A 20,241-nucleotide genomic window follows, 5' to 3' on the forward strand; every position below is an offset into this window, starting at 1 on the left:
GGGGGGGGGGGGGGGGGGGGGGGGGGGGGGGGGGGGCGGCGGCGGGGGGGGGGGGGGGGGGGGGGGCCCCCCCCCCCCCCCCCCCCCGTCACTCGCTTCGGCGTTCATGCGGATGACGCCGGTTGCGAAAGACTCTACTATGTCTGTTACGCATCGCCCCTCCACCTTGCGCCTACGGACCCATGAAAAAACACCTGCCCGCCCTCCTCGCCGCCGTCCTGCTTGCCGCCCCGTCCCTCCACGCCTCCGAGCTCGAACAAGCGATCGCGCGTGACTACGACAGCCATCTCGCCGCCCTGTTCGACCACTTCCACCGCAACCCCGAGCTATCCTTCCTGGAAGTGAAGACCGCGGCGCGCCTGGCGAAGGAATTGCGCGACGCCGGCTTCCAGGTCACCGAGAAAGTGGGCGGCACCGGCGTCGTGGCGATCCTGAAGAACGGCCCCGGCCCGCTGGTGATGATGCGCGCCGACATGGACGGCTTGCCGATGCAGGAAAAATCCGGCTTGCCGAACGCCTCGACCGCCACCCAGAAGGACATGGAAGGCAACGTGGTGCCGGTGGCCCACTCCTGCGGCCATGACGTGCACATGACCAGCCTGGTGGGCACGGCGCGCCGCATGGCGGCGGAGCGCGGCAAGTGGTCGGGCACCCTGATGCTGATCGGCCAGCCGGCCGAGGAACGCATCGGCGGCGCGCTGGCGATGATGAACGACGGCCTGTACAAGCGCTTCGGCAAGCCGGACTACGCGCTCGGTTTCCACGTCAAGGCCGACCTCGAGACCGGCAAGGTGCATGCGTCCGAAGTCTCGCCCTACTCCGGCGCCGACACCGTCGAGATCCTGGTCAAGGGCGTGGGCGCGCACGGCGCCAGCCCGCACCGCGGCAAGGACCCGATCGTGCTGGGCGCGATGATCGTGCTTGGCCTGCAGACCATCGTCAGCCGCGAACTGAGCCCGCGCGAGCCGGGCCTGATCACGGTCGGCTCCTTCCACGGCGGCACCAAGGCCAACATCATCGGCGACAACGCCAGGCTCCAGCTGACCGTGCGCAGCGAAAGCGCGGCGACGCGCAAGCTGCTGCTGGACGCGATCAGGCGCGTGGCCGAGCACACCGCGCGCGCCGCCGGCATGCTCGATACCGAACTGCCCGAGGTGAAGCTGGTCGACCACCCGACCCCGCCCGTGCTCAACAACGTGGAGCTGGTGCGGCGCCTGGGCGCGGCCTGGAAACGCGACATTGGCGCGGACGCCATCGGCGCCGAGGAATTCCGCGAAGGCATGGGCTCGGAAGATTTTCCGCAGTTCGTCACCGATCCGTATATCCCGAGCGTCTACTTCACGGTCGGCGGCACCGCGCCCGAGGACATCGCCGCGGCCAAGGCCGGCAAGCTCAAGCTGCCGAGCCACCACAGCCCGCTGTTCAAGGTCCTGCCCGGCCCCGCGGTGAAGATGGGCGTCCAGGCCACCGTGGTCGCGCTGCAGGACCTGATGCGCAAGCAGTAGCGATGGCGGCCGGGCGCGCAGCGCGGCTTGTCGAAAAGGTCTACCATGCTTCCTTTCCAGACAACGCAACACGCGCGAGGAGTTCCATGCTGAACCTGAACGATCCTTCCCTGCTGCGCCAGCAGGCCTACATCGACGGCGCCTGGGTGGACGCCGACAACGGCGCCACCTTCCCGGTCGTGAATCCCGCCACCGGCGAGCAGCTCGGCACCGTGCCGCACATGGGCGCCGATGAAACCCGGCGCGCCATCGAGGCCGCCAACGCCGCCTGGCCGGCCTGGCGCAAGAAGACCGCCAAGGAGCGTGCGGCCATCCTGCGCGCCTGGTCCGACCTGATGCTGGCCAATGCCGCCGACCTGGCGCTCCTGATGACGGCCGAACAGGGCAAGCCCTTGCCCGAGTCCAAGGGCGAAGTGGCCTACGCCGCCTCCTTCTTCGAGTGGTTCGGCGAGGAAGCCAAGCGCATCGCCGGCGAGACCCTGCAATCGCCCTGGCCGGACCGCCGCATCGTCGTCACCAAGGAGCCGATCGGCGTGTGCGCCGCGATCACGCCCTGGAACTTCCCGGCCGCGATGATCACCCGCAAGGTGGGCCCGGCGCTCGCCGCAGGCTGCCCGATCGTGCTGAAACCCGCCGAGCTGACGCCCTATTCCGCGCTGGCCCTGGCGGTGCTGGCCGAACGCGCCGGCGTGCCGAAGGGCGTGTTCAGCGTCGTCATCGGCGACGCCAAGGCCATCGGCGGCGAGATGACCGCCAACCCGCTGGTGCGCAAGCTGAGCTTCACCGGTTCCACCGCCGTCGGCCGCCTGCTGATGGAGCAGTGCGCGCCGACGATCAAGAAGCTGTCGCTTGAGTTGGGCGGCAACGCTTCCTTCATCGTGTTCGACGACGCCGATCTCGACGCCGCGGTCGAGGGCGCGATCGCCTCGAAATACCGCAACGCCGGCCAGACCTGCGTATGCGCCAACCGCATCTACGTGCAGGACGGCGTGTACGACGAATTCGCGCGCAAGCTGGTGGCGGCGGTGGGCAAGCTCAAGGTCGGCAACGGCGTCGACGAAGGCGTCAACCAGGGCCCGCTGATCGAAGAGAAGGCGGTGCGCAAGGTCGAGCAGCACATCGAGGATGCGCTGGGCAAGGGGGCGAAGCTGCTGGCCGGCGGCAAGCGCCACGCGCTGGGACACAGCTTCTTCGAGCCGACCGTGCTGGCCGAGGTGACCGGGAACATGCTGATCGCCGGCGAAGAGACCTTCGGCCCGGTGGCGCCGCTGTTCCGCTTCAAGACCGAGGACGAGGTGATCGCCATGGCCAACGCCACCGAGTTCGGGCTGGCGTCGTATTTCTACGCGCGCGACATCGGACGCGTGTGGCGGGTGGCCGAGGCCATCGAGACCGGCATGGTGGGCGTGAACACCGGCCTGATCTCGACCGAGGTGGCCCCCTTCGGCGGGGTCAAGCAGTCGGGCCTGGGGCGCGAAGGCTCCACCTACGGCATGGACGACTACCTGGTCGTGAAGTACATCTGCATGGGCGGCGTCCAGGCGTGATGTGAACGACAACAACGGATGCAGTATCGAGCTCATCCGTTGTTATGTTTTCACAAGCCGTCATTTTTGATTGATGGCGTAGGACGGCATCGCCTTCCAGACGCGGTGACGCAGCAGCATGCGGCCCCTGGTCGAAGAGGCGGCCGCCGCCAGCCAGCAGCTGCTGACGCAGGCCAATGAGCTGGGCAAGCTGGCGGGGGCGTTTACGCTGGAGGATGCGGGGCAGGACCGGGCGCGCAGCCATGGTCTTGTGGCGGCGCCTTCAGTCTCGACGGTGCCTGCGCTGGCGTAGTGGAGCAGCGGCATAAGCACGTCATTCCCGCCACTGGCAGGAATGGCGTGCCGAGAAAACTGGACCGGAAAAGCGCCAGCTACCTTCTCTCCTTACTTCTTGTACTCGTAATACTTCCTCGCATCCCCCCTCACCTGCTCGGCGGGATACTTCGCCCGGTTCAGCACCATCTTTTCCTGCACCGCCGCGAACAGGTCCACATCGAGCTTGTCCGCCAGGCGCACCAGGTACACCAGCACGTCCGCCATCTCGTGGCGCACCTCCGCCAGCTTGTCCGGTCCCAGTTCCTCGAGGCGGCCGTGCTGCAGCCACTGGAAATGCTCCAGCAGCTCGGCCGCTTCCACGCTCAAGGCGGATGCCAGGTTCTTGGGCGTGTGGAACTGGTCCCAGTCGCGTTCGTCCACGAATTCGCGCACGAGCGCGCGCAGGCGCGCCAGGTCGCCCTCGAGCGCAGCGCTCACGCGGCGTCCTTCTCCACGTAGCCATCCAGCACGCGCGCCAGCTTGGGCGCGATTTCCTCGTGGCTGCTGATGGTGATGCCCAGGTCGCGCAGCAGGCCGTCGTGCACGCCGTAGACCCAGCTGTGGATGGTCAGCGGCTGGCCGCGTTCCCAGGCGTCGCGCACGATCGTGGTCTGGGCGGTGTTGATCACCTGCTCGGCCACGTTCAGCTCCACCAGGCGGTTGCTCGCCGCGCGGCCGCTCACCGCACCCAGGTACTTGCCGTGCTTCTCGCGCACGTCGCGCACGTGTCCCAGCCAGTTGTCCGCCAGGCCCACGCGGCCGTCGGTCAGCGCGGCATGCACGCCCGAGCAGCCGTAGTGGCCGCAGATGATGATGTGCTTCACCTTCAGCACGTCGATCGCGAACTGCAGCACGCTCAGGCAGTTCAGGTCGGAGTGCACCACCACGTTGGCGATGTTACGGTGGACGAACAGCTCGCCCGGCGCCATGCCCAGCAGTTCATTCGCCGGCACGCGGCTGTCGGAACAGCCGATCCACAGGTATTCCGGCGCCTGCTGCTCGGAGAGCGCCTTGAAGAAGGTCGGGTTCTTCGCCACCATCGAGGCGGCCCAGTCGCGATTGCGGGCAAACAGCTCTTCCGCGGTCAATCCCTTGGTCTTGTTGTCCATCTTGGCTCCTTTTGTCGTATGCATCTTCGGCAATCCCGGAGTTTACCAGTGTTGCGAGGCGCCGTCCCTCACGCCACGCTCAGCAATGTTTTGCGGCTTCGCGCAGGCTCAGGGGCGACAGCCGTGCGCGGTGGGCGTCCACGAAGGCGCGCACGAAGGCCGGGTCGGTGCGCGCATAGTCGCGCAGCGCCCAGCCGATCGCCTTGCGGATGAAAAATTCGCGTTCTCCCGCCAGCAGCAGGGCATGGCGTCCGAGGCGCTCCGTGTCGGTCGCGCCCTTCCAGCCCAGCTGGTGCAGCATCGCCGCGCGCCGGACCCAGAAATCGGGATGCGCGATCCAGGCGTCCATCGTTACCTGGGCGCCGCGCGCGGCCAGCACGATGCGTCCGATCACGGCGGCCAGGCCATCGACCGTGTCCCACCAGCTGTCGCGCAGCAGCCAGTCCTGCAGGCGCGGCAGCTGCGCCGGCGCCAGGCGCCGGTGGTGGTGGCGCAGCAGGTCGACGGCGGTGTAGCGGAATTCGCGCTCGGGCAGGCGCCACAGGGCTTCCGCGCTGTCCAGCAGGCGGTCCGGATCCTGCGGGTGGGCGGCGACCAGGTCCTTGACGGCCGCTCTCCGTAGGGGCGCGGGCAGGCCCAGGAAGGCGAATTGGTCCTTCATGTAGGCGCGCATCGGCGCCGCGCGTGCGGGATCGGCCAGCGGGCGCAGACGGTGTTCGAAGGCGGAGGCAGTGGACATGGATCTCCCGTGGGTAGCCGCAAAAAAACGCCGAGGGCTCGCACCGCTCGGCGTTTGCTTCGATCCGGACCGCTTACTCGAAGAAGTCCTTGACCTTGTCCATCCAGCCCTTGCTCTGCGGGCTGTGCTTCGAGCCGCCTTCGTTGGTCAGGCGGTCGAACTCGCGCAGCAGGTCCTTCTGCTTGTCGGTCAGCTTGACCGGGGTCTCAACGATCATGTGGCAGAACAGGTCGCCCACGTAGCCCGAGCGCACGCCCTTGATGCCCTTGCCCTTGAGGCGGAAGGTCTTGCCGGTCTGGGTGCCTTCGGGCACCGTGAACGAGACCTTGCCGGTCAGGGTCGGCACCTCGATCTCGCCGCCCAGGGCGGCCTTCGAGAACGAGATCGGCATCTCGCAGTGCAGGTCGTCGCCTTCGCGCTGGAACACGGCGTGCGGCTTGATGTGGATCTCCACGTACAGGTCGCCCGGCGGCCCGCCGTTGGTGCCCGGCTCGCCGTTGCCCGAGGAGCGGATGCGCATGCCGTTGTCGATGCCGGCCGGGATCTTCACTTCCAGGGTCTTGTTGCGCTTGATGCGTCCGGCGCCGGCGCAGGCCGCGCAGGGTTCCGGAATGATCTTGCCGCTGCCGTGGCACTTCGGGCAGGTCTGCTGGATGCTGAAGAAGCCCTGCTGCATGCGCACCTGGCCGTGGCCGGCGCAGGTGGTGCAGGTGACGGGCTGGGTGCCCGGCTTGGCGCCGCTGCCGTGGCAGGTGTCGCACTTGTCCCAGCTCGGCACGCGGATGGTGGTATCGAAGCCGTTGGCCGCCTGCTCCAGCGTGATCTCGAGGTTGTAGCGCAGGTCGGCGCCACGGTAGACCTGGGGACCCGAGCTGCGGCCGCGGCCGCCGCCGAAGATGTCGCCGAAGATATCGCCGAAGGCGTCGCCGAAGCCGCCCCCGCCGAAACCGCCTCCGCCCATGCCGCTGTTCGGGTCCACGCCGGCGTGACCGAAGCGGTCATAGGCCTCGCGTTTCTCCGCGTTGGTCAGCATCTCGTAGGCTTCCTTCACCTCCTTGAACTTCTCCTCCGCTTCCTTGTTGTCAGGATTGCGGTCGGGGTGATACTTCATCGCCAGCTTGCGATATGCCTTCTTGATATCGTCTTCCGACGCATTCTTGGCGACCCCGAGGATCTCGTAAAAATCACGCTTTGCCATGCGGCACCTTGCTGTTAAGTCTACTTACTGAACGGTCTATGCAAAAAAACCGAGCCGGGAACCAGTCTGGTCATCGGCTCGGTCCCGTGCGGGCGGGGCCCCGACGGCCCCGCGCGCTGTCTTACTTGGCGTCCTTCACTTCCTTGAAGTCCGCGTCGACCACGTCGTCGTCCTGCTTGGCCGACGAGTCGCCGCCAGGGGCCTGCTGGCCGCCGGCCGCGCCCTGGGCGCCTGCCTGCTGCGCCTGCATGTCGGCGTACATCTTCTCGCCCAGCTTCTGGGCCGCGGTCGACAGGGCCGCCGTCTTGGCGTCGATGTCGGCCTTGTCGCCGCTCTTGATCGCGCCTTCGAGGTCGGCGATGGCCGCTTCGATCTTTTCCTTCTCGCCCGCTTCCAGCTTGTCGCCGTATTCGGTCAGGGACTTCTTGGTCGAGTGGACCAGCGCGTCGCCCTGGTTGCGGGCTTCGGCCATTTCCTTGACTTTCTTGTCCTCTTCCGCGTTCAGCTCGGCGTCCTTCACCATCTTCTGGATTTCTTCTTCCGTCAGGCCCGAGTTGGCCTTGATGGTGATCTTGTTTTCCTTGCCGGTGGCCTTGTCCTTGGCGCCCACGTGCAGGATGCCGTTGGCGTCGATGTCGAAGGTCACTTCGATCTGCGGGGTGCCGCGCGGCGCCGGCGGGATGCCTTCGAGGTTGAACTCGCCCAGGCCTTTATTGCCCGCGGCGATCTCGCGCTCGCCCTGGTAGACCTTGATGGTCACGGCCGGCTGGTTGTCGTCGGCGGTCGAGAACACCTGCGAGAACTTGGTCGGGATCGTGGTGTTCTTGTGGATCATCTTGGTCATCACGCCGCCCAGGGTCTCGATGCCCAGCGACAGCGGGGTCACGTCCAGCAGCAGCAGGTCCTTGCGCTCGCCCGACAGGACCGAGCCCTGGATCGCGGCGCCGACGGCGACGGCTTCGTCCGGGTTGACGTCCTTGCGCGGATCCTTGCCGAAGAACTCCTTGACCTTCTCCTGCACCTTCGGCATGCGGGTCATGCCGCCGACCAGGATGATGTCGTCGATGTCCGAGACCTTGACGCCGGCGTCCTTGATCGCGATGCGGCACGGCTCGATGGTCTTGTTGATCAGTTCCTCGACCAGTGCTTCCAGCTTGGCGCGGGTGATCTTCAGGTTCAGGTGGACCGGCGCGCCGTTCGCCATGGCGATGTAGGGCTCGTTGATCTCGGTCTGCTGCGAGGACGACAGCTCGATCTTGGCGCGCTCGGCCGAGGCCTTGATGCGCTGCAGGGCGATCGGGTCCTTCGACAGGTCGAGGCCGTTGATCTTCTTGAACTCGTCGATGATGTAGTCGATGATGCGCTGGTCGAAGTCCTCGCCGCCCAGGAAGGTGTCGCCGTTGGTCGACAGCACTTCGAACTGCTTCTCGCCTTCGACGTCGGCGATCTCGATGATCGAGACGTCGAAGGTGCCGCCGCCGAGGTCATACACGGCGATCTTGCGGTCACCCTTGTCGGTCTTGTCCAGGCCGAAGGCCAGCGCGGCCGCGGTCGGCTCGTTGATGATGCGCTTGACGTCCAGGCCCGCGATGCGGCCGGCGTCCTTGGTCGCCTGGCGCTGCGAGTCGTTGAAGTAGGCCGGGACCGTGATGACGGCTTCGGTGACTTCCTCGCCCAGGTAGTCCTCGGCGGTCTTCTTCATCTTGCGCAGGACTTCGGCCGAGATCTGCGGCGGCGCCAGCTTCTTGTCGCGCACCTGCACCCAGGCATCGCCGTTGTCCGCCTTGATGATCGAGTACGGCATCAGGCTGATGTCCTTCTGGACTTCCTTTTCGTCGAATTTACGGCCGATCAGGCGCTTGACAGCGAACAGCGTGTTCTTCGGGTTGGTCACGGCCTGGCGTTTCGCCGGGGCGCCGACGAGGATCTCGCCATCTTCCTGGTAAGCGATGATCGACGGCGTGGTACGCGCGCCTTCGGCGTTCTCGATCACCTTCGGCTGGCCGTTTTCCATGATCGCGACGCAGGAGTTGGTGGTCCCCAGGTCGATACCAATGATTCTGCCCATGATTTTTTTCCTTTTAGCTTTACGTTTCGGATGGATTCAATATTGGGAAAAACTGCGTGCTTTCAAGAGCTTAACCCGCAGCACGCTCCCGTTTTTGTTGTTCGCTTATTTCGGTGCGGCTGCGGTGACGATGGCCGGACGCAGCAGGCGGTCGGCGATCATGTAGCCCTTCTGGAGCACGGCGACCACGGTATTGGCTTCCTGCTCGGACGGCACCACGGCGACGGCCTGGTGCTTGTTCGGGTCGAGCTTCTCGCCCGGCTGCGGCATCACTTCGAGCAGGCGGTTCTTTTCGAAGGCCGCGGTGAGCTGCTTGAGGGTCATCTCGACGCCTTCGCGGATCGCTTCGACAGTCTGGGTCTCGACCTTCAGGGCCATTTCCAGGCTGTCGCGCACCGGCACCATGGCTTCGGCGAAGCTCTCGATCGCAAACTTGTGGGCCTTGCTCACGTCTTCCTGGGCGCGGCGGCGGATGTTTTCCGCGTCGGCCTTGGCGCGCATGAAGGCGTCGTGCATTTCGGCCAGCTTGGCTTCGGTAGCGCTCAGCTGTTCTTCGAGGCCCGGCTCGCCCGATGCGGCGGCGGCAGGCTGGGCTGCTGCCGCGTCTGCGACGGGCGCTTCGCCTTCAGGCTGGTTCATCACCTCTTTGTTTTCTTGGTCTTGCATCGAAAAAACTCCTAGAATCAAGGACTTGGCTGAGACAGGACAGGTTCCCGCCTGGATGGTCAGGCACCCAGATGGGGCGATCTCCTACAATTTCAAGGGGAATTGCAGAAAAAGCATCCCGAAGCCAGCCTGATAACAATTGTTACAGTATTTACTATTTCCGTGATTCATTTCCCAACGATAAGCCGTAAGCTTCTCGACAAGCTTGCCTATGGATGAGCAAGCGATCCGGGAGCAGACATCATGCGATTACCACTGATCAGCGGCGCCGTCGTGCTGTACACCTTGGCCGTGATGGCCTGGCTGTGCTACGTGGGCATCGGCGCGACGCCGTGACAAACCGGCCATTCTAGCAGATTGGCAAGGGTGGCCGCTCAAGCCCCGAGCTGGGCCGCGTGCTGGGCGCCGACTTGCGCGTCGCGGCGCTGGCTGGCGCTCTGGGCGGGCGTGAGGATGGTGGGCCAGCCGATCAGGTGCTGCTCCGCGATCTCGGCCATGCCGAGGATCCAGGCCTTGGAGGTGTTCAGGCAGGGAATGTAATGGTAATCCTTGCCGCCGGCGGCCTCGAACTCGTGGCGCACTTCCATGTTGATTTCTTCCAAAGTCTCCAGGCAGTCGCTGGTGAAACCGGGGCAGATCACGTCGATGCGCTCGAGACCTTCGCGCGCCAGCTGCTGCACGGTGGGCGCGGTATAGGGCTGCAGCCATTCGGCCTTGCCGAAGCGCGACTGGAAGGTCACCAGGTAGTCTTCCGGCCCGATGCCCAGGGCTTCGGCCAGCAGGCGCGCGGTCTTCTGGCACTCGCAGAAATACGGGTCGCCCAGCAGCAGCGTGCGCTTGGGCACACCGTGGAAGCTCATCACCAGCTTCTGGCCGCGGCCGTGGTTGTCCCAGTGGCCTTGCACGCTCTCGGCCAGGGCCTTGATATAGCCTTCGTGGTCGTGGTAGTGCTTCACCAGGCGCAGCTCGGGCACGTTGCGCACGCGCGCGTAGTGCTGGTAGACGGCGTCCCAGATCGAGGCGGTGGTGGTGCCGGAATACTGCGGATAGGCGGGCAGGACCACGATGCGATCGCATCCTTCTTCCTTGAGGCGGTCCAGCACTTCAGGGATCGAGGGCGAGCCGTAGCGCATCGCCATCGCCACTTTCACGCCTTCGTGCCCGCGCTCCTCGAGCAGGTCCTGCAGCAGCGCCGCCTGTTTGGCGGTGTGGATCTTGAGCGGCGAGCCGTCGCGGGTCCAGATGCTGCGGTACTTGGCGGCCGATTTCCCGGAGCGGAAAGGCAGGATGAACAGGTGCAGGATGAACCACCAGATCCGGCTCGGGATCTCGACCACGCGCGGATCGGACAGGAACTGCTTCAGGTAGCGGCGCACGGCCTTGCGGTTGGGCTCGTCAGGGGTGCCGAGGTTGACCAGGACGATGGCATGCTGGGGTACGGCGCCGTGGGCGTGAGGCGGTTCTTTACGAAATGGCATGTATGAAGGGTGGGTGACGGGACGCCCTCTATTATAAGTGGGGGTCCCGTGCGGCGGGCGCTCTATGCGCCCGCCTGTCGTCAGGTGGACACGTGCAGGCGCACGTCGATGTTGTTGCGGGTGGCGTTCGAATAGGGGCAGACGATGTGGGCCTTGTCGACCAGCTCCTTCAGCTGGGCCTGGTCCATGCCCGGGCCCTTGATGCTCAGGTCGACCTCGATGCCGAAGCCGGTCGGGATCTGGCCGATGCCGACGTCGCCGGTCACGGTCAGGTCCTGCGGCAGGTTCACCTTGGCCTGCCCGGCCACGAACTTCAGCGCGCCCAGGAAGCAGGCCGAGTAGCCGGCCGCGAACAGCTGTTCGGGATTGGTGCCGGGGCCGCCGCCGCCGCCCAGCTCCTTGGGGGTGGACAGCTTGATGTCGAGTACGCCGTCGGAACTCTTCGAGTTGCCTTCACGGCCGCCTTGCGAGGTGGCCTGGGCGCGGTAGAGGACTTTTTCGATGCTCATGCGGACTCCCTTCTTGTGGTGGGTGGTGTGGAACGCATGTCACTTTGCCACAGAATGATGAAGGGGGGATGACGCTTGGGCGAATGGGAGAGGCGTTACCCCTACGGCCCGTAAACGTCGTTCCGGCGAAGGCCGGAACCCAAGTTTTCCGCATACCACTCACGTTTGACGTAAGTGGGACGCAACGAACTTGGATTCCGGCCTTCGCCGGAATGACGTGCTTAAGCCAACGCGTTTCTCCAGTGTCCGGGTACGCGCCGATGCCCCATCAAGACGCCAGCAACTCCCGCGCATGCTTGCGCGTCGTCTCCGTGATCTCGATCCCGCCCAGCATGCGCGCCACTTCTTCCACCCGCGCCCGGTTATCCAGCACGTCGATGCGCGACACCGTGCGCCCCGCATCGGTCGTGCCCTTGGCCACCTGGAAGTGCTGGTTGGCCTGGCTGGCCACCTGCGGCAGGTGGGTCACGCACAGCACCTGGCGCTCCCGGCCCAGGCGCTTGAGCAGGCGCCCCACCACCTCGGCCACGCCGCCGCCGATGCCGGTGTCGACCTCGTCGAAGATCAGGGTCGGGACCGTGGTCGCGTTCGAGGTGATCACCGAGATCGCCAGCGAGATGCGCGCCAGTTCGCCGCCCGAGGCCACCTTGGCCAGCGGGCGCGGGGCCACGCCCTGGTGGCCGGCCACCAGGAATTCGACCTGCTCCAGGCCGTGCGCGCCCGGTTCGGCGGGGTTCAGGGCCACGGCGAAGCTGCCGCCGCTCATGCTCAGTTCCTGCATCGCGCTGGTCACCTGAGCGCCCAGCTCCCTGGCGGCCTTCTCGCGCCGCTTCGACAGGCGCTGGGCCACTTCCATGTAGGCGGCCTTGGCCTTGTCCTCCTGCTTGCGCAGGCCTTCGATGTCGGTGGCGTCGGCCAGCTGGCGCAGCTTGGCGGCCAGCGCCGCGTGCTCGTCGTGCAGCTCCTCGGGCGTGACGCGGTACTTGCGCGCGGCGCCGTGCAGCGCTTCCATGCGCGCATCGACTTCGCGCAGGCGGCCCGGGTCGAGCTCCACCTTGTCGATGTAGTTGTTCAGCGCGTACACCGCTTCCTGCAGCTGGATGCGGGCCGGCTCCATGCAGTCGAGCACGGCCTGCAGCTGCACGTCGACGTCGACCAGCTTGCCCAGCTTGGCGTTCAGCGAGGACAGCTGCGACAGGATAGGATGGTCGTCCGATTCCGACAGCGCGTTCAGGGCTTCCTGGGCGCCTTCGAGCAGGCTGGCGGCGTGCGACAGGCGGCTGTGCTCGTTGCTGATTTCGGCCCACTCGCCGGCCTTCGGCGCCAGCTTGTCCAGCTCGCCCACCTGGTATTCCAGGCGCTCGCGCTCGATCAGCACGTTCTTGGCGTTGGTCTCGTATTCCTCGCGCTGGCGCACCAGGGCGCGCCAGGCCCGGTACAGGCTGGCCACGTCCAGCACCTCGGCGCGCGCCTCGGGGTCGCGCACGGCGATCTGGTTGTCCAGCAGGTCGCGCTGGGCGTCGGGTTTGAGCAGGGTCTGGTGGGCGTGCTGGCCGTGGATGTCGACCAGCATCTCGCCCAGCTCGCGCAGCTGCGCCGCGGTGGCCGAGATGCCGTTGATGTAGGCCTTCGAGCGGCCCGCGTTGTCGATCACGCGGCGCAGCAGCGCCCCGCCCTCCTCGGTGCTGAACTCGTTCTCGTCCAGCCATGCCGCGGCAAGCTTGGTGAGGGCGAAATCGGCCGTGATGTCGGCCTTGGCCGCCCCTTCGCGCACCATGCTGGCGTCGCCCCGGCCGCCCAGCGCCAGTTGCAGCGCATCGATCAGGATCGACTTGCCGGCGCCGGTCTCGCCGGTGAATACCGTGAAGCCGTTCGAGAACTCGAGCTCGATGGCGTCGACAATGACGAAGTCACGGATGGTTAATGTGCGCAGCATGAAAAATCGGGTCTCCGTTGGTGGGATTGCTTTGGCGATTTACTTGAGCTTGCCGTCGTTGGTCGGGTATTCGTTCCAGTGCAGTTTTTCGCGCAGCGTATGGTAATAGCTCCAGTCGTGCGGATGCAGGAAACTGACCGTGTGGGGCGAACGCGAGATGACGATGCGGTCGCCCAGCTGCAGGCTGGTGAAGGTCTGCATGTCGAAGTTGACGCTGATGTCGCGCCCGCTCACCAGCTCGACCACGATCTCGCTGGTGTCGGGCACCACGATCGGCCGGTTCGACAGCGCATGCGGCGCGATCGGCACCAGCACGATGCCCTGCAGGCTGGGGTGCAGCAGCGGACCGCCGGCCGACAGCGAATAGGCGGTCGACCCGGTGGGGGTCGAGACGATCAGGCCGTCGGAACGCTGGTTGTACATGAACTCGCCGTCCACGATCAGCTTGAGCTCGACCATGCCGGCGCCGGTGCCGCGCGCCACGACCACGTCGTTGACGGCCACGCTGCAGAAGATCTGCTCGCCGTCGCGCATCACGCGCGCCTCGAGCAGGGTGCGCTCCTCGCGGCGCGCATTCCCTTGCAGGATCTGGCCCAAGGCCGGCAGCATGTTCTGGATCGGGATGTCGGTGATGAAGCCGAGGCGTCCCTGGTTGATGCCGATCAAAGGTGTGTCGTACTGGGCGAGCTGGCGCGCGATGCCGAGCATGGTGCCGTCGCCGCCGACCACGACCGCCGCCTGGGCCTGCTCGCCGATCGCGGCCACGTCCATGGCTTCGATGCCGTCCAGGGAAGCGTGTTCGGCCAGGTGGGCCGCGGTGTCGGTCTCGAACACCACGCGGTAGCCCGCCTGGTGCAGGAAGTCCACGATGCGGCCGACCGGCTCCTCGACCCCGGCCGTGTTTTGCCGGACCACGAGCGCGATGATGGGTTGTGGTGCAGGCGTGACAGCGGACATATCGATCTCGGCGGTGATGGGTAAGAACACGCTGGAGATTAACCGATAATCCCCTTGCCTGCCAGTTGGGCACCCGCCCCAAACCCGTCAGATACTGTACAAAAGAACAGTATAAGGGCGAGGCCCGCCGGGTGGCAAGATCAGTTGAGAAAAGCCTGGCTGACGGCGGCGAGCGCTGCCACGCACAGGCTGATGAAATGCAGGCTCATCAGCACGAACCAGCGTACCGCGGTCATGGTGCGCGTGCCTCCGTAGACGCGGCGCATGGCGGTCGGCAGGTAGAAGGTCAGCCACACGATCAGGGCGAAACTGACGATGCCCCAGCCCTTCGGCACCAGGATCAGCAGGCTGAGCATGAAGAAGGCGAAGGCGTTCGTATGCAGGGCGAACAGGAAGTGCTCGCCATAGGTGCGCCCCTTGCCCAGGTAGAGGATTTTCAGGAACAGGGCGAAGACCGGCATCAGCGCGAAGATCGCGTAGGGCGCGTTGCCGAAGAAGGCGCGCTTCAGGGCGTCGCTGCGTTCCTTCTCGGGCTGGTCGAGCAGCTCGCGGGTGCCGCGGCCCAGCTTCGGGCTCACCGAGGTGGCGGCGTCCACGATGCGTTTCTCGGTGTTCTCGAGCTCGGCCAGGTCCTCGGGCGTGACCGGGCGCTGCACCGTGGCTTCCTTGTCGTCTTTCACCGCCGCCGCGCTTTCCACCGCCGCGCGGTTCATCTCGTCCCGGTCCGTGCTCATGACGTTGAAGTCCAGGCCGCCGATCTTGAAGAGCGCAAAGAAGATGATGCTGAAGGTGAGGTAGAGACGCAGCGGTTCCAGGTAGCGCACGCGCCGGCCCTCGATGTATTCGCGGGTCAGGAAGCCGGGCTTGAACAGCAGCAGCTTGAGCGACTTCCACAGCTTGCCCTCCAGCGCCACGTAGTGGCCCACGAACTCGTGCAGGAACTCGAAGGCGCTCGGCACATGCAGGTGGGTGGCCTGGCCGCACTGGTGGCAGTAGTTGCCGGTCGTGGACGCGCCGCAGTTCTTGCAGATCGAGGGCTCGGAATGAGGAAGGGCTTCGGGTTTCACAGCGCGGTTCCTGGCAATGACGGTCAAGCCTGCATGGTAAGGCTTTAGTTGCAAAATTGCATCATCCAATTGCGCGACCGTCTGCGATCCACCCGGTTAGGATTAAGCCAACGGAAATGCAGAAGGAGGACAACATGGTTACCGAAACCAAGGATCGCTTCGTCAACACCAAGGCCCCGGTCGAGAACGACGGCGTCAAGCGCCAGCCGCACGAGCGCGACGAGTCGCCCGATGCGCAAGATCAGGAACCGCGCGGCATCATGAAGCAGGCGGCGGAAGATTTGGCCCAGGGCTTGAAGGACACCGACCGCTACGGCACCCGCGGCCAGGGCCTGGAACAGGCCGTCGAACCGGCCCCGGGCGCCACCGGCCAGGCCAACCCGCAGCCGGACCGCCACCAGTCGATGCGCGACCATGACAATGGACAATCCGGTGGCCAAGCCGGCGGCCAGCCCGCGCCCGGCAAGAAACCGTAAAGGACAACACGATGACGATCAAGCGTAACGGCAGTGCCGTCTGGAGCGGCGGCCTGAAGGATGGCAAGGGGGCGGTCTCGACCGCAAGCGGCGTGCTCAAGGACGCGCAATACGGCTTCAATACCCGCTTCGAGGACGGTCCCGGCACCAATCCCGAAGAATTGATCGGCGCTGCGCATGCGGGCTGCTTCACGATGGCGCTCTCGGGCCAGCTGGGCCAGGCCGGCCTCACGGCGCAGGAGCTGCGCACCACCGCCACGGTATCGATGGAAAAGGTCGAAGGCGGCTTCTCGATCACGGCGGTGCACCTCGACCTGGTGGCCAGGATTCCCGGCGCCAGCCAGGAAGCCTTCGACAAGGCCGCCAGCACGGCCAAGGAAAACTGCCCGGTGTCGAAGCTGCTGAACGCGAACATCACCCTGAGCGCGAAGCTGGAGAGCTGAGCGCGGATCCTTCCCGGCCGCCGGCAAGAATCATGGCGAGCGCATAGAATGGCCTCTTCCGTATCAACGAAAGGACCTCCCTCATGCGCATTCTGCACACCATGTTACGCGTCGGCGACCTGCAGCGCTCGATCGACTTCTACACCCAGGTGCTGGGCATGAAGCTGCTGCGCACCAGCGACAATCCCGAGTACAAGTACACCCTCGCCTTCCTCGGCTACGGCAGCAACCCGGATCATGCGGAGCTGGAGCTGACCTACAACTACGGCGTCGACAGCTACGACATGGGCACGGCCTACGGCCACATCGCGATCTCGGCCGACGACATTTACAAAACCTGCGATCAGGTGCGCGCGGCCGGCGGCAACATCACGCGCGAGCCGGGCCCGGTCAAGGGCGGCAGCACGGTGATCGCCTTCATCACCGATCCGGACGGCTACAAGGTCGAGCTCATCGAGCGCAAGGACCAGGCCGTGGGCGGCGGGCTGAACAACTAAGCCCGGCTCAGCAGACCGGGCGCGGCGCTGCTACAATCGCCGGGCCTGTGCCGAACAGGCAAACAATCCAAATACGTCTTCGGGGCGGGGTGAAATTCCCCACCGGCGGTATGACCGGCAACGGTCGAGCCCGCGAGCGCCTGCGCAAGCAGGGTCAGCAGACCTGGTGAGAGGCCAGGGCCGACGGTATAGTCCGGATGAAAGAAGATGTGCGCTGCCACGCGCTTTGCCTGTCCGCTCCCGCGGTTCGGCGGAGCGCGCGTATTCGCTTGCCCTGATGCGTTTTTCGCCAACTTTTGCGAGGAGCGTCTCACATGTTAGTGTCCACCCGTTTTTCCCATACCCTCCACAGTACCGACCTGGAAGGCCGCATCCAGGGCGCGCTCGACGCCATGCGCGCGGGCATTCCCGTCATCCTGCTCGACGACTTCGACCGCGAGAACGAGGCCGACCTGATCGTCGCGGCCGACAAGCTCACGATCGAGACCATGGCCCTCCTGATCCGCGAATGCAGCGGCATCGTCTGCCTGTGCCTGTCCGACGACAAGGTGCGCGCGCTCGAACTGCCGCCAATGGCGCCCGAAAACGGCAGCCGCTACGGCACCCCGTTCACGGTCTCGATCGAGGCGCGCCATGGCGTGACGACCGGCGTCTCGGCGGCCGACCGCGTCACCACCATCCGCGCCGCGACCGCGCGCAATGCGCGGCCGGACGACCTGGTGCGCCCGGGCCACGTGTTCCCGCTGTGCGCCACGCCGGGCGGCGTGCTGGCGCGCGCCGGGCATACCGAAGGCTCGGTCGACCTGGCGCGCATGGCGGGCTTGCCGCCGGCGGCGGTGCTGTGCGAGCTGATGAATGCCGATGGCACGATGATGCGTGGGGAGGCGATCGAGCGCTTCGCGGAGGAGCGCGGGTTTCCGGTGCTGACGATTGCGGAGATGATTCAGTGGCGGAGGGTGCGGGCTGTTTAGTGTTTGCGGTGCTGCATGCAAACTTGGATCCCGGCCTTCGCCGGGATGACGGTCTTTAGGCTAGGTGTCCTTTTACCGTTACCTTATGCCCGTCGTCCCGGCGGAGGCCGGAACCCAATTCCGCAGCGCAGTGACGAAAAAAGAAAAACCCGGACAAGCCAGCAAACCGGCTCCCGGGTTTTTCTCATCATGCACGCCCTCAGGCGTGCACGCGATTACTTGTCCAGCAGATTATTCACCGGCACCAGATCCGCCTCGCGCAGCGAACCCGACGCCGCCTTCAGGCGCAGTCCGTTGAGGATGGTGTCGTAACGCGCACGCGACAGGTCGGTGCGGGTCTGGTACAGCTGGCGCTGCGCATTCAGCACGTCGATGTTGATACGCACGCCCACCTGGTAGCCCAGCTTGTTCGAATCCAGCGCCGACTGGCTCGAGACTTCCGCCGCTTCCAGCGCCTTGACCTGGGCCAGGCCGCTGTTCACGCCCAGGAAGGACTGGCGCGCCTGCAGCGCCGCGTTGCGGCGGGTGGCTTCGAGGTCGTTGCGTGCCTTGTCTTCCAGCGCGATCGATTCGCGTACGCGGCTGGTGACGCCGAAGCCGCTGAAGATCGGCACGCTCCACTGCACGCCGATGGCGTTGTTCTTGGTGACGCCCGAGGTGTTGGCGATCTGGCCGTTGACGTCGCGGCGGGTCGAGGTGGCCAGCAGGTCCAGGGTCGGCAGGTGGCCGGCGCGGTTGCGGGCGATGTCGCGCTTGGCGAACTCCACCTGCAGTTCCTGCACGGTCACGCCGTAGTTCTGCGATTCCGCCGACGAGACCCACGGATCGACCGTGGCCGGCTGCGGCGGCGCCAGGGTGATGCCGGTCTTCAGCGGCGCCAGGGCGCCCGGCTCGCTACCGATGATCGCCTGCAGCGCGTTGCGCTTGTTGTCCAGGTCGTTCACGGCGGCGAATTCCTGCGCCACCACCAGGTCGTTCGCGGCCTGGGCTTCGTGGGTGTCGGTGATGGTCTGGGTGCCGACTTCGAAGTTGCGCTTGGCCGATGCCAGCTGCTCGCTCACCGCGTCCTTCTGGGCGCGGATCGAGGCCAGCTTGTCCTGGGCCGCCAGCACCTCGAAATAGGCCGAGGCCACGCGGGTGATCAGGTCCTGCTGCGCCTGCGCGAACTGGGCTTCGGCGATCGACTGCTGCAGCTTGCTCTGCTGGTAGCTCTGCCAGCGGTCCCAGCGGAACAGCGGCTGCTGCAGCGCCAGCGTGTATTCGTTGGTGCGCAGGTTGGCGCCGCCGCCGGTGACGAAGCCCTGGGTGCCGTCGGCGCGGGTGATCGGCGCGCCTTCGTTGAACGGCGAGAAGTCGTTGTCGTTCTTGGTGATGGCGCCCGTGATGCCCACGGTGGGCAGCAGGCCAGCACGCCCCTGTGTCGTCCGTTCCCGGCCCGCGTTCAACGCCGCGCGTGCGCTGGCGTAGGTCGCATCGTTGGCCAGCGCCTGCTGGTACACCTGGATCAGGTCGGCCGCGCTGGCGTTGAGCGAGAAGAACGCGCCGGCCAGCAGGACGGCGATAAGGGGTTTCTGCATTGCTTTCTCCACAGGAGTCATCAAAAGTTAGGATTCAGGTCAGTACTTCGGCATCGAAGGGTCGACCTGTACGGCCCAGGCGTGTACTCCGCCCGTCAAATTCGTTACGTTGGCAAATCCGTTCCGTTCGAGGAAGGCAGCGACCTGCATGCTGCGCGCCCCGTGGTGACAGATGCACACGATCTCGCGGTCGTCGTCGATCTCGCCGACCCGGATCGGAACCAGGTGCATCGGGATCTGGGTCGAGCCTGCGATATGGCAGGTCTCGAACTCCCAGTTCTCGCGCACGTCCAGCAGCAGCGGCTGCTCGCGCGCCGGGTCGGCCAGCCAGGCGGCCAACTCGGGGGCGGTCATCTGTCGCATCGCCGTTCCTCAGAACGTGAAGCGCGAAGGCGCGACGGCGCCAGTCAGCGGCTTGACGTTGGTCTCGAACACCTTGACCGAGTCGTAGGCCGTTTCCGAGGTGCGGGTAATGATGTTGCAGCTCATCGCCGGCGCCTCGCCCAGGATCACCGCCAGGCGGCCGCCCACCTTCACCTGCTTGACCAGCGCTTCCGGCAGCACCGGCAGCGCGCCCGACACCACGATCACGTCGTAGGGTGCGCCCTTGGCCCAGCCCTCGGCGCCATTGCCCAGTTCGACGGTCACGTTGGTGAAGCCGGCCTTGGCCAGGTTCTGCTCGGCCAGTTCCTTGGTTTCCGGCAGGATCTCGACGGTGGTCACGTGGCGCGCCTTGTGCGCCAGCAGCGCCGCCATGTAGCCCGAACCGGCGCCGATCTCGAGGACGTTCTCATGCTTCTTCACCGCGATTTCCTGCACGATGCGCGCTTCGACCTTCGGGTTGAACATCGCTTCGCCACCCGGCAGCGGAATCTCGACGTCCGCGAACGCCAGGTTCTGGTAGGCCTGCGGCACGAACTGTTCGCGCTTGACCACGTGCAGCATGTCCAGCACGTCCTGGTCCAGCACGTTCCACGGACGGATCTGCTGTTCGATCATGTTGAAGCGGGCTTGTTCGATATTCATCTGAGTTCTCGGTGGAAAAATAAATAATCCGATATTTTATCGTTGAACGGCCTCAGGACGCACATCTTAACGATGGGGAGCCTTGGGCGCGGGAAATTGCGACAGTCTGCAGTTTAGAAGGGATGAACGCCAATTTTCAGGACATTTGACGTCCTGG

Annotated in this window: 21 protein-coding genes and 1 riboswitch; of the genes, 7 read left to right on the forward strand and 14 right to left on the reverse strand. The window is 65.7% G+C overall.

Features of this window, described 5'->3' with window-relative positions; genetic code table 11:
• Positions 1-182 precede the first annotated feature (182 nt).
• The 3 genes from KBW98_RS17595 to KBW98_RS17605 all read left to right on the forward strand — a co-directional run bounded on the left by KBW98_RS17595 (position 183) and on the right by KBW98_RS17605 (position 3,344).
• On the forward strand, positions 183-1,505 hold the full coding sequence (locus tag KBW98_RS17595; protein ID WP_211521462.1) for an amidohydrolase: 1,323 nt from the start codon (positions 183-185) through the stop codon (positions 1,503-1,505).
• A gap of 86 nt (positions 1,506-1,591) precedes the next feature.
• On the forward strand, positions 1,592-3,052 hold the full coding sequence (gabD, locus tag KBW98_RS17600) for an NADP-dependent succinate-semialdehyde dehydrogenase (protein ID WP_211521463.1): 1,461 nt from the start codon (positions 1,592-1,594) through the stop codon (positions 3,050-3,052).
• Positions 3,053-3,170: 118 nt separating this feature from the next.
• Complete coding sequence (locus tag KBW98_RS17605) at positions 3,171-3,344, forward strand: hypothetical protein (RefSeq protein ID WP_211521464.1); 174 nt, start codon at positions 3,171-3,173, stop codon at positions 3,342-3,344.
• A gap of 92 nt (positions 3,345-3,436) precedes the next feature.
• Here the strand turns inward: KBW98_RS17605 and KBW98_RS17610 are convergent, their stop codons facing one another.
• The 11 genes from KBW98_RS17610 to KBW98_RS17660 all read right to left on the reverse strand — a co-directional run bounded on the left by KBW98_RS17610 (position 3,437) and on the right by KBW98_RS17660 (position 15,094).
• Positions 3,437-3,805 carry a nucleotide pyrophosphohydrolase gene (locus tag KBW98_RS17610; RefSeq protein ID WP_211521465.1) on the reverse strand — a complete coding sequence of 123 codons (369 nt, stop codon included), beginning with the start codon at positions 3,803-3,805 and terminating at the stop codon, positions 3,437-3,439.
• A complete protein-coding gene (gene can / locus KBW98_RS17615; RefSeq protein WP_211521466.1) occupies positions 3,802-4,476 on the reverse strand; it encodes a carbonate dehydratase in 675 nt (224 codons plus the stop codon). Before can ends, KBW98_RS17610 begins: the two co-directional genes overlap by 4 nt.
• A 79-nt stretch (positions 4,477-4,555) precedes the next feature.
• Complete coding sequence (locus KBW98_RS17620; RefSeq protein WP_211521467.1) at positions 4,556-5,215, reverse strand: DNA alkylation repair protein; 660 nt, start codon at positions 5,213-5,215, stop codon at positions 4,556-4,558.
• Positions 5,216-5,288: 73 nt separating this feature from the next.
• Entirely contained in the window at positions 5,289-6,413 is a 1,125-nt protein-coding gene (gene dnaJ / locus KBW98_RS17625) for a molecular chaperone DnaJ (protein WP_211521468.1), read from the reverse strand.
• A 121-nt stretch (positions 6,414-6,534) separates the two neighbouring features.
• Complete coding sequence (gene dnaK, locus KBW98_RS17630; protein WP_211521469.1) at positions 6,535-8,481, reverse strand: molecular chaperone DnaK; 1,947 nt, start codon at positions 8,479-8,481, stop codon at positions 6,535-6,537.
• A 105-nt stretch (positions 8,482-8,586) separates the two neighbouring features.
• The gene (gene grpE, locus KBW98_RS17635) at positions 8,587-9,147 is read right to left on the reverse strand and encodes a nucleotide exchange factor GrpE (RefSeq protein ID WP_211521470.1); all 561 of its coding nucleotides are present in this window, start codon (positions 9,145-9,147) and stop codon (positions 8,587-8,589) included.
• Positions 9,148-9,521: 374 nt separating this feature from the next.
• Positions 9,522-10,625, reverse strand: coding sequence for a ferrochelatase (hemH, locus tag KBW98_RS17640; protein ID WP_211521471.1), 1,104 nt, complete (start codon positions 10,623-10,625; stop codon positions 9,522-9,524).
• Between the two features lie 80 nt (positions 10,626-10,705).
• Positions 10,706-11,134 (reverse strand): organic hydroperoxide resistance protein, encoded by a 429-nt coding sequence (locus tag KBW98_RS17645; RefSeq protein WP_211521472.1) that lies wholly within the window; start codon positions 11,132-11,134, stop codon positions 10,706-10,708.
• Positions 11,135-11,402: 268 nt separating this feature from the next.
• A complete protein-coding gene (gene recN / locus KBW98_RS17650; protein WP_211521473.1) occupies positions 11,403-13,070 on the reverse strand; it encodes a DNA repair protein RecN in 1,668 nt (555 codons plus the stop codon).
• A 39-nt stretch (positions 13,071-13,109) separates the two neighbouring features.
• Positions 13,110-14,027 carry an NAD kinase gene (locus KBW98_RS17655; RefSeq protein ID WP_211521474.1) on the reverse strand — a complete coding sequence of 306 codons (918 nt, stop codon included), beginning with the start codon at positions 14,025-14,027 and terminating at the stop codon, positions 13,110-13,112.
• A 140-nt stretch (positions 14,028-14,167) separates the two neighbouring features.
• The gene (locus KBW98_RS17660; RefSeq protein WP_211521475.1) at positions 14,168-15,094 is read right to left on the reverse strand and encodes a DUF3667 domain-containing protein; all 927 of its coding nucleotides are present in this window, start codon (positions 15,092-15,094) and stop codon (positions 14,168-14,170) included.
• A 134-nt stretch (positions 15,095-15,228) separates the two neighbouring features.
• On the opposite strand from KBW98_RS17660, the gene KBW98_RS17665 reads away from it, so the two are divergent.
• From KBW98_RS17665 to ribB, 4 genes are all read left to right on the forward strand, one after another.
• Positions 15,229-15,570 carry a hypothetical protein gene (locus tag KBW98_RS17665; protein WP_211521476.1) on the forward strand — a complete coding sequence of 114 codons (342 nt, stop codon included), beginning with the start codon at positions 15,229-15,231 and terminating at the stop codon, positions 15,568-15,570.
• An 11-nt stretch (positions 15,571-15,581) separates the two neighbouring features.
• A complete protein-coding gene (locus tag KBW98_RS17670) occupies positions 15,582-16,013 on the forward strand; it encodes an OsmC family protein (RefSeq protein WP_211521477.1) in 432 nt (143 codons plus the stop codon).
• A gap of 83 nt (positions 16,014-16,096) precedes the next feature.
• Positions 16,097-16,510 (forward strand): lactoylglutathione lyase, encoded by a 414-nt coding sequence (gene gloA, locus KBW98_RS17675; protein WP_211521478.1) that lies wholly within the window; start codon positions 16,097-16,099, stop codon positions 16,508-16,510.
• A gap of 71 nt (positions 16,511-16,581) precedes the next feature.
• Positions 16,582-16,723, forward strand: a riboswitch (FMN riboswitch).
• A 101-nt stretch (positions 16,724-16,824) separates the two neighbouring features.
• Complete coding sequence (ribB, locus tag KBW98_RS17680) at positions 16,825-17,481, forward strand: 3,4-dihydroxy-2-butanone-4-phosphate synthase (protein ID WP_211521479.1); 657 nt, start codon at positions 16,825-16,827, stop codon at positions 17,479-17,481.
• Positions 17,482-17,696: 215 nt separating this feature from the next.
• Here the strand turns inward: ribB and KBW98_RS17685 are convergent, their stop codons facing one another.
• Genes KBW98_RS17685 through KBW98_RS17695 form a run of 3 tightly spaced genes read right to left on the reverse strand, consistent with a single transcriptional unit; the run spans position 17,697 to position 20,084 of the window.
• Entirely contained in the window at positions 17,697-19,058 is a 1,362-nt protein-coding gene (locus KBW98_RS17685) for a TolC family outer membrane protein (protein ID WP_211521480.1), read from the reverse strand.
• A gap of 39 nt (positions 19,059-19,097) precedes the next feature.
• Complete coding sequence (locus KBW98_RS17690) at positions 19,098-19,421, reverse strand: rhodanese-like domain-containing protein (protein WP_211521481.1); 324 nt, start codon at positions 19,419-19,421, stop codon at positions 19,098-19,100.
• Positions 19,422-19,430: 9 nt separating this feature from the next.
• Positions 19,431-20,084 carry a protein-L-isoaspartate O-methyltransferase gene (locus KBW98_RS17695; RefSeq protein WP_211521482.1) on the reverse strand — a complete coding sequence of 218 codons (654 nt, stop codon included), beginning with the start codon at positions 20,082-20,084 and terminating at the stop codon, positions 19,431-19,433.
• Between the last annotated feature and the right edge of the window lie 157 nt (positions 20,085-20,241).

Origin of the sequence: Massilia sp. ST3, from assembly GCF_018119405.1 — a bacterium.
GTDB lineage: Bacteria > Pseudomonadota > Gammaproteobacteria > Burkholderiales > Burkholderiaceae_D > Telluria.

Excerpts from the sequence above, each read along its gene's own strand:
- gabD (WP_211521463.1), top strand. The coding sequence starts at position 1,592 with ATGCTGAACCTGAACGATCCTTCCCTGCTGCGCCAGCAGGCCTACATC.
- dnaK (WP_211521469.1), bottom strand. The coding sequence starts at position 8,481 with ATGGGCAGAATCATTGGTATCGACCTGGGGACCACCAACTCCTGCGTC.
- ribB (WP_211521479.1), top strand. The coding sequence starts at position 16,825 with ATGTTAGTGTCCACCCGTTTTTCCCATACCCTCCACAGTACCGACCTG.
- KBW98_RS17595 (WP_211521462.1), top strand. The coding sequence starts at position 183 with ATGAAAAAACACCTGCCCGCCCTCCTCGCCGCCGTCCTGCTTGCCGCC.
- KBW98_RS17690 (WP_211521481.1), bottom strand. The coding sequence starts at position 19,421 with ATGCGACAGATGACCGCCCCCGAGTTGGCCGCCTGGCTGGCCGACCCG.
- KBW98_RS17655 (WP_211521474.1), bottom strand. The coding sequence starts at position 14,027 with ATGTCCGCTGTCACGCCTGCACCACAACCCATCATCGCGCTCGTGGTC.
- KBW98_RS17695 (WP_211521482.1), bottom strand. The coding sequence starts at position 20,084 with ATGAATATCGAACAAGCCCGCTTCAACATGATCGAACAGCAGATCCGT.
- hemH (WP_211521471.1), bottom strand. The coding sequence starts at position 10,625 with ATGCCATTTCGTAAAGAACCGCCTCACGCCCACGGCGCCGTACCCCAG.
- KBW98_RS17645 (WP_211521472.1), bottom strand. The coding sequence starts at position 11,134 with ATGAGCATCGAAAAAGTCCTCTACCGCGCCCAGGCCACCTCGCAAGGC.
- gloA (WP_211521478.1), top strand. The coding sequence starts at position 16,097 with ATGCGCATTCTGCACACCATGTTACGCGTCGGCGACCTGCAGCGCTCG.
- KBW98_RS17620 (WP_211521467.1), bottom strand. The coding sequence starts at position 5,215 with ATGTCCACTGCCTCCGCCTTCGAACACCGTCTGCGCCCGCTGGCCGAT.
- recN (WP_211521473.1), bottom strand. The coding sequence starts at position 13,070 with ATGCTGCGCACATTAACCATCCGTGACTTCGTCATTGTCGACGCCATC.
- dnaJ (WP_211521468.1), bottom strand. The coding sequence starts at position 6,413 with ATGGCAAAGCGTGATTTTTACGAGATCCTCGGGGTCGCCAAGAATGCG.
- KBW98_RS17665 (WP_211521476.1), top strand. The coding sequence starts at position 15,229 with ATGGTTACCGAAACCAAGGATCGCTTCGTCAACACCAAGGCCCCGGTC.
- KBW98_RS17670 (WP_211521477.1), top strand. The coding sequence starts at position 15,582 with ATGACGATCAAGCGTAACGGCAGTGCCGTCTGGAGCGGCGGCCTGAAG.
- KBW98_RS17605 (WP_211521464.1), top strand. The coding sequence starts at position 3,171 with ATGCGGCCCCTGGTCGAAGAGGCGGCCGCCGCCAGCCAGCAGCTGCTG.
- KBW98_RS17685 (WP_211521480.1), bottom strand. The coding sequence starts at position 19,058 with ATGCAGAAACCCCTTATCGCCGTCCTGCTGGCCGGCGCGTTCTTCTCG.
- can (WP_211521466.1), bottom strand. The coding sequence starts at position 4,476 with ATGGACAACAAGACCAAGGGATTGACCGCGGAAGAGCTGTTTGCCCGC.
- grpE (WP_211521470.1), bottom strand. The coding sequence starts at position 9,147 with ATGCAAGACCAAGAAAACAAAGAGGTGATGAACCAGCCTGAAGGCGAA.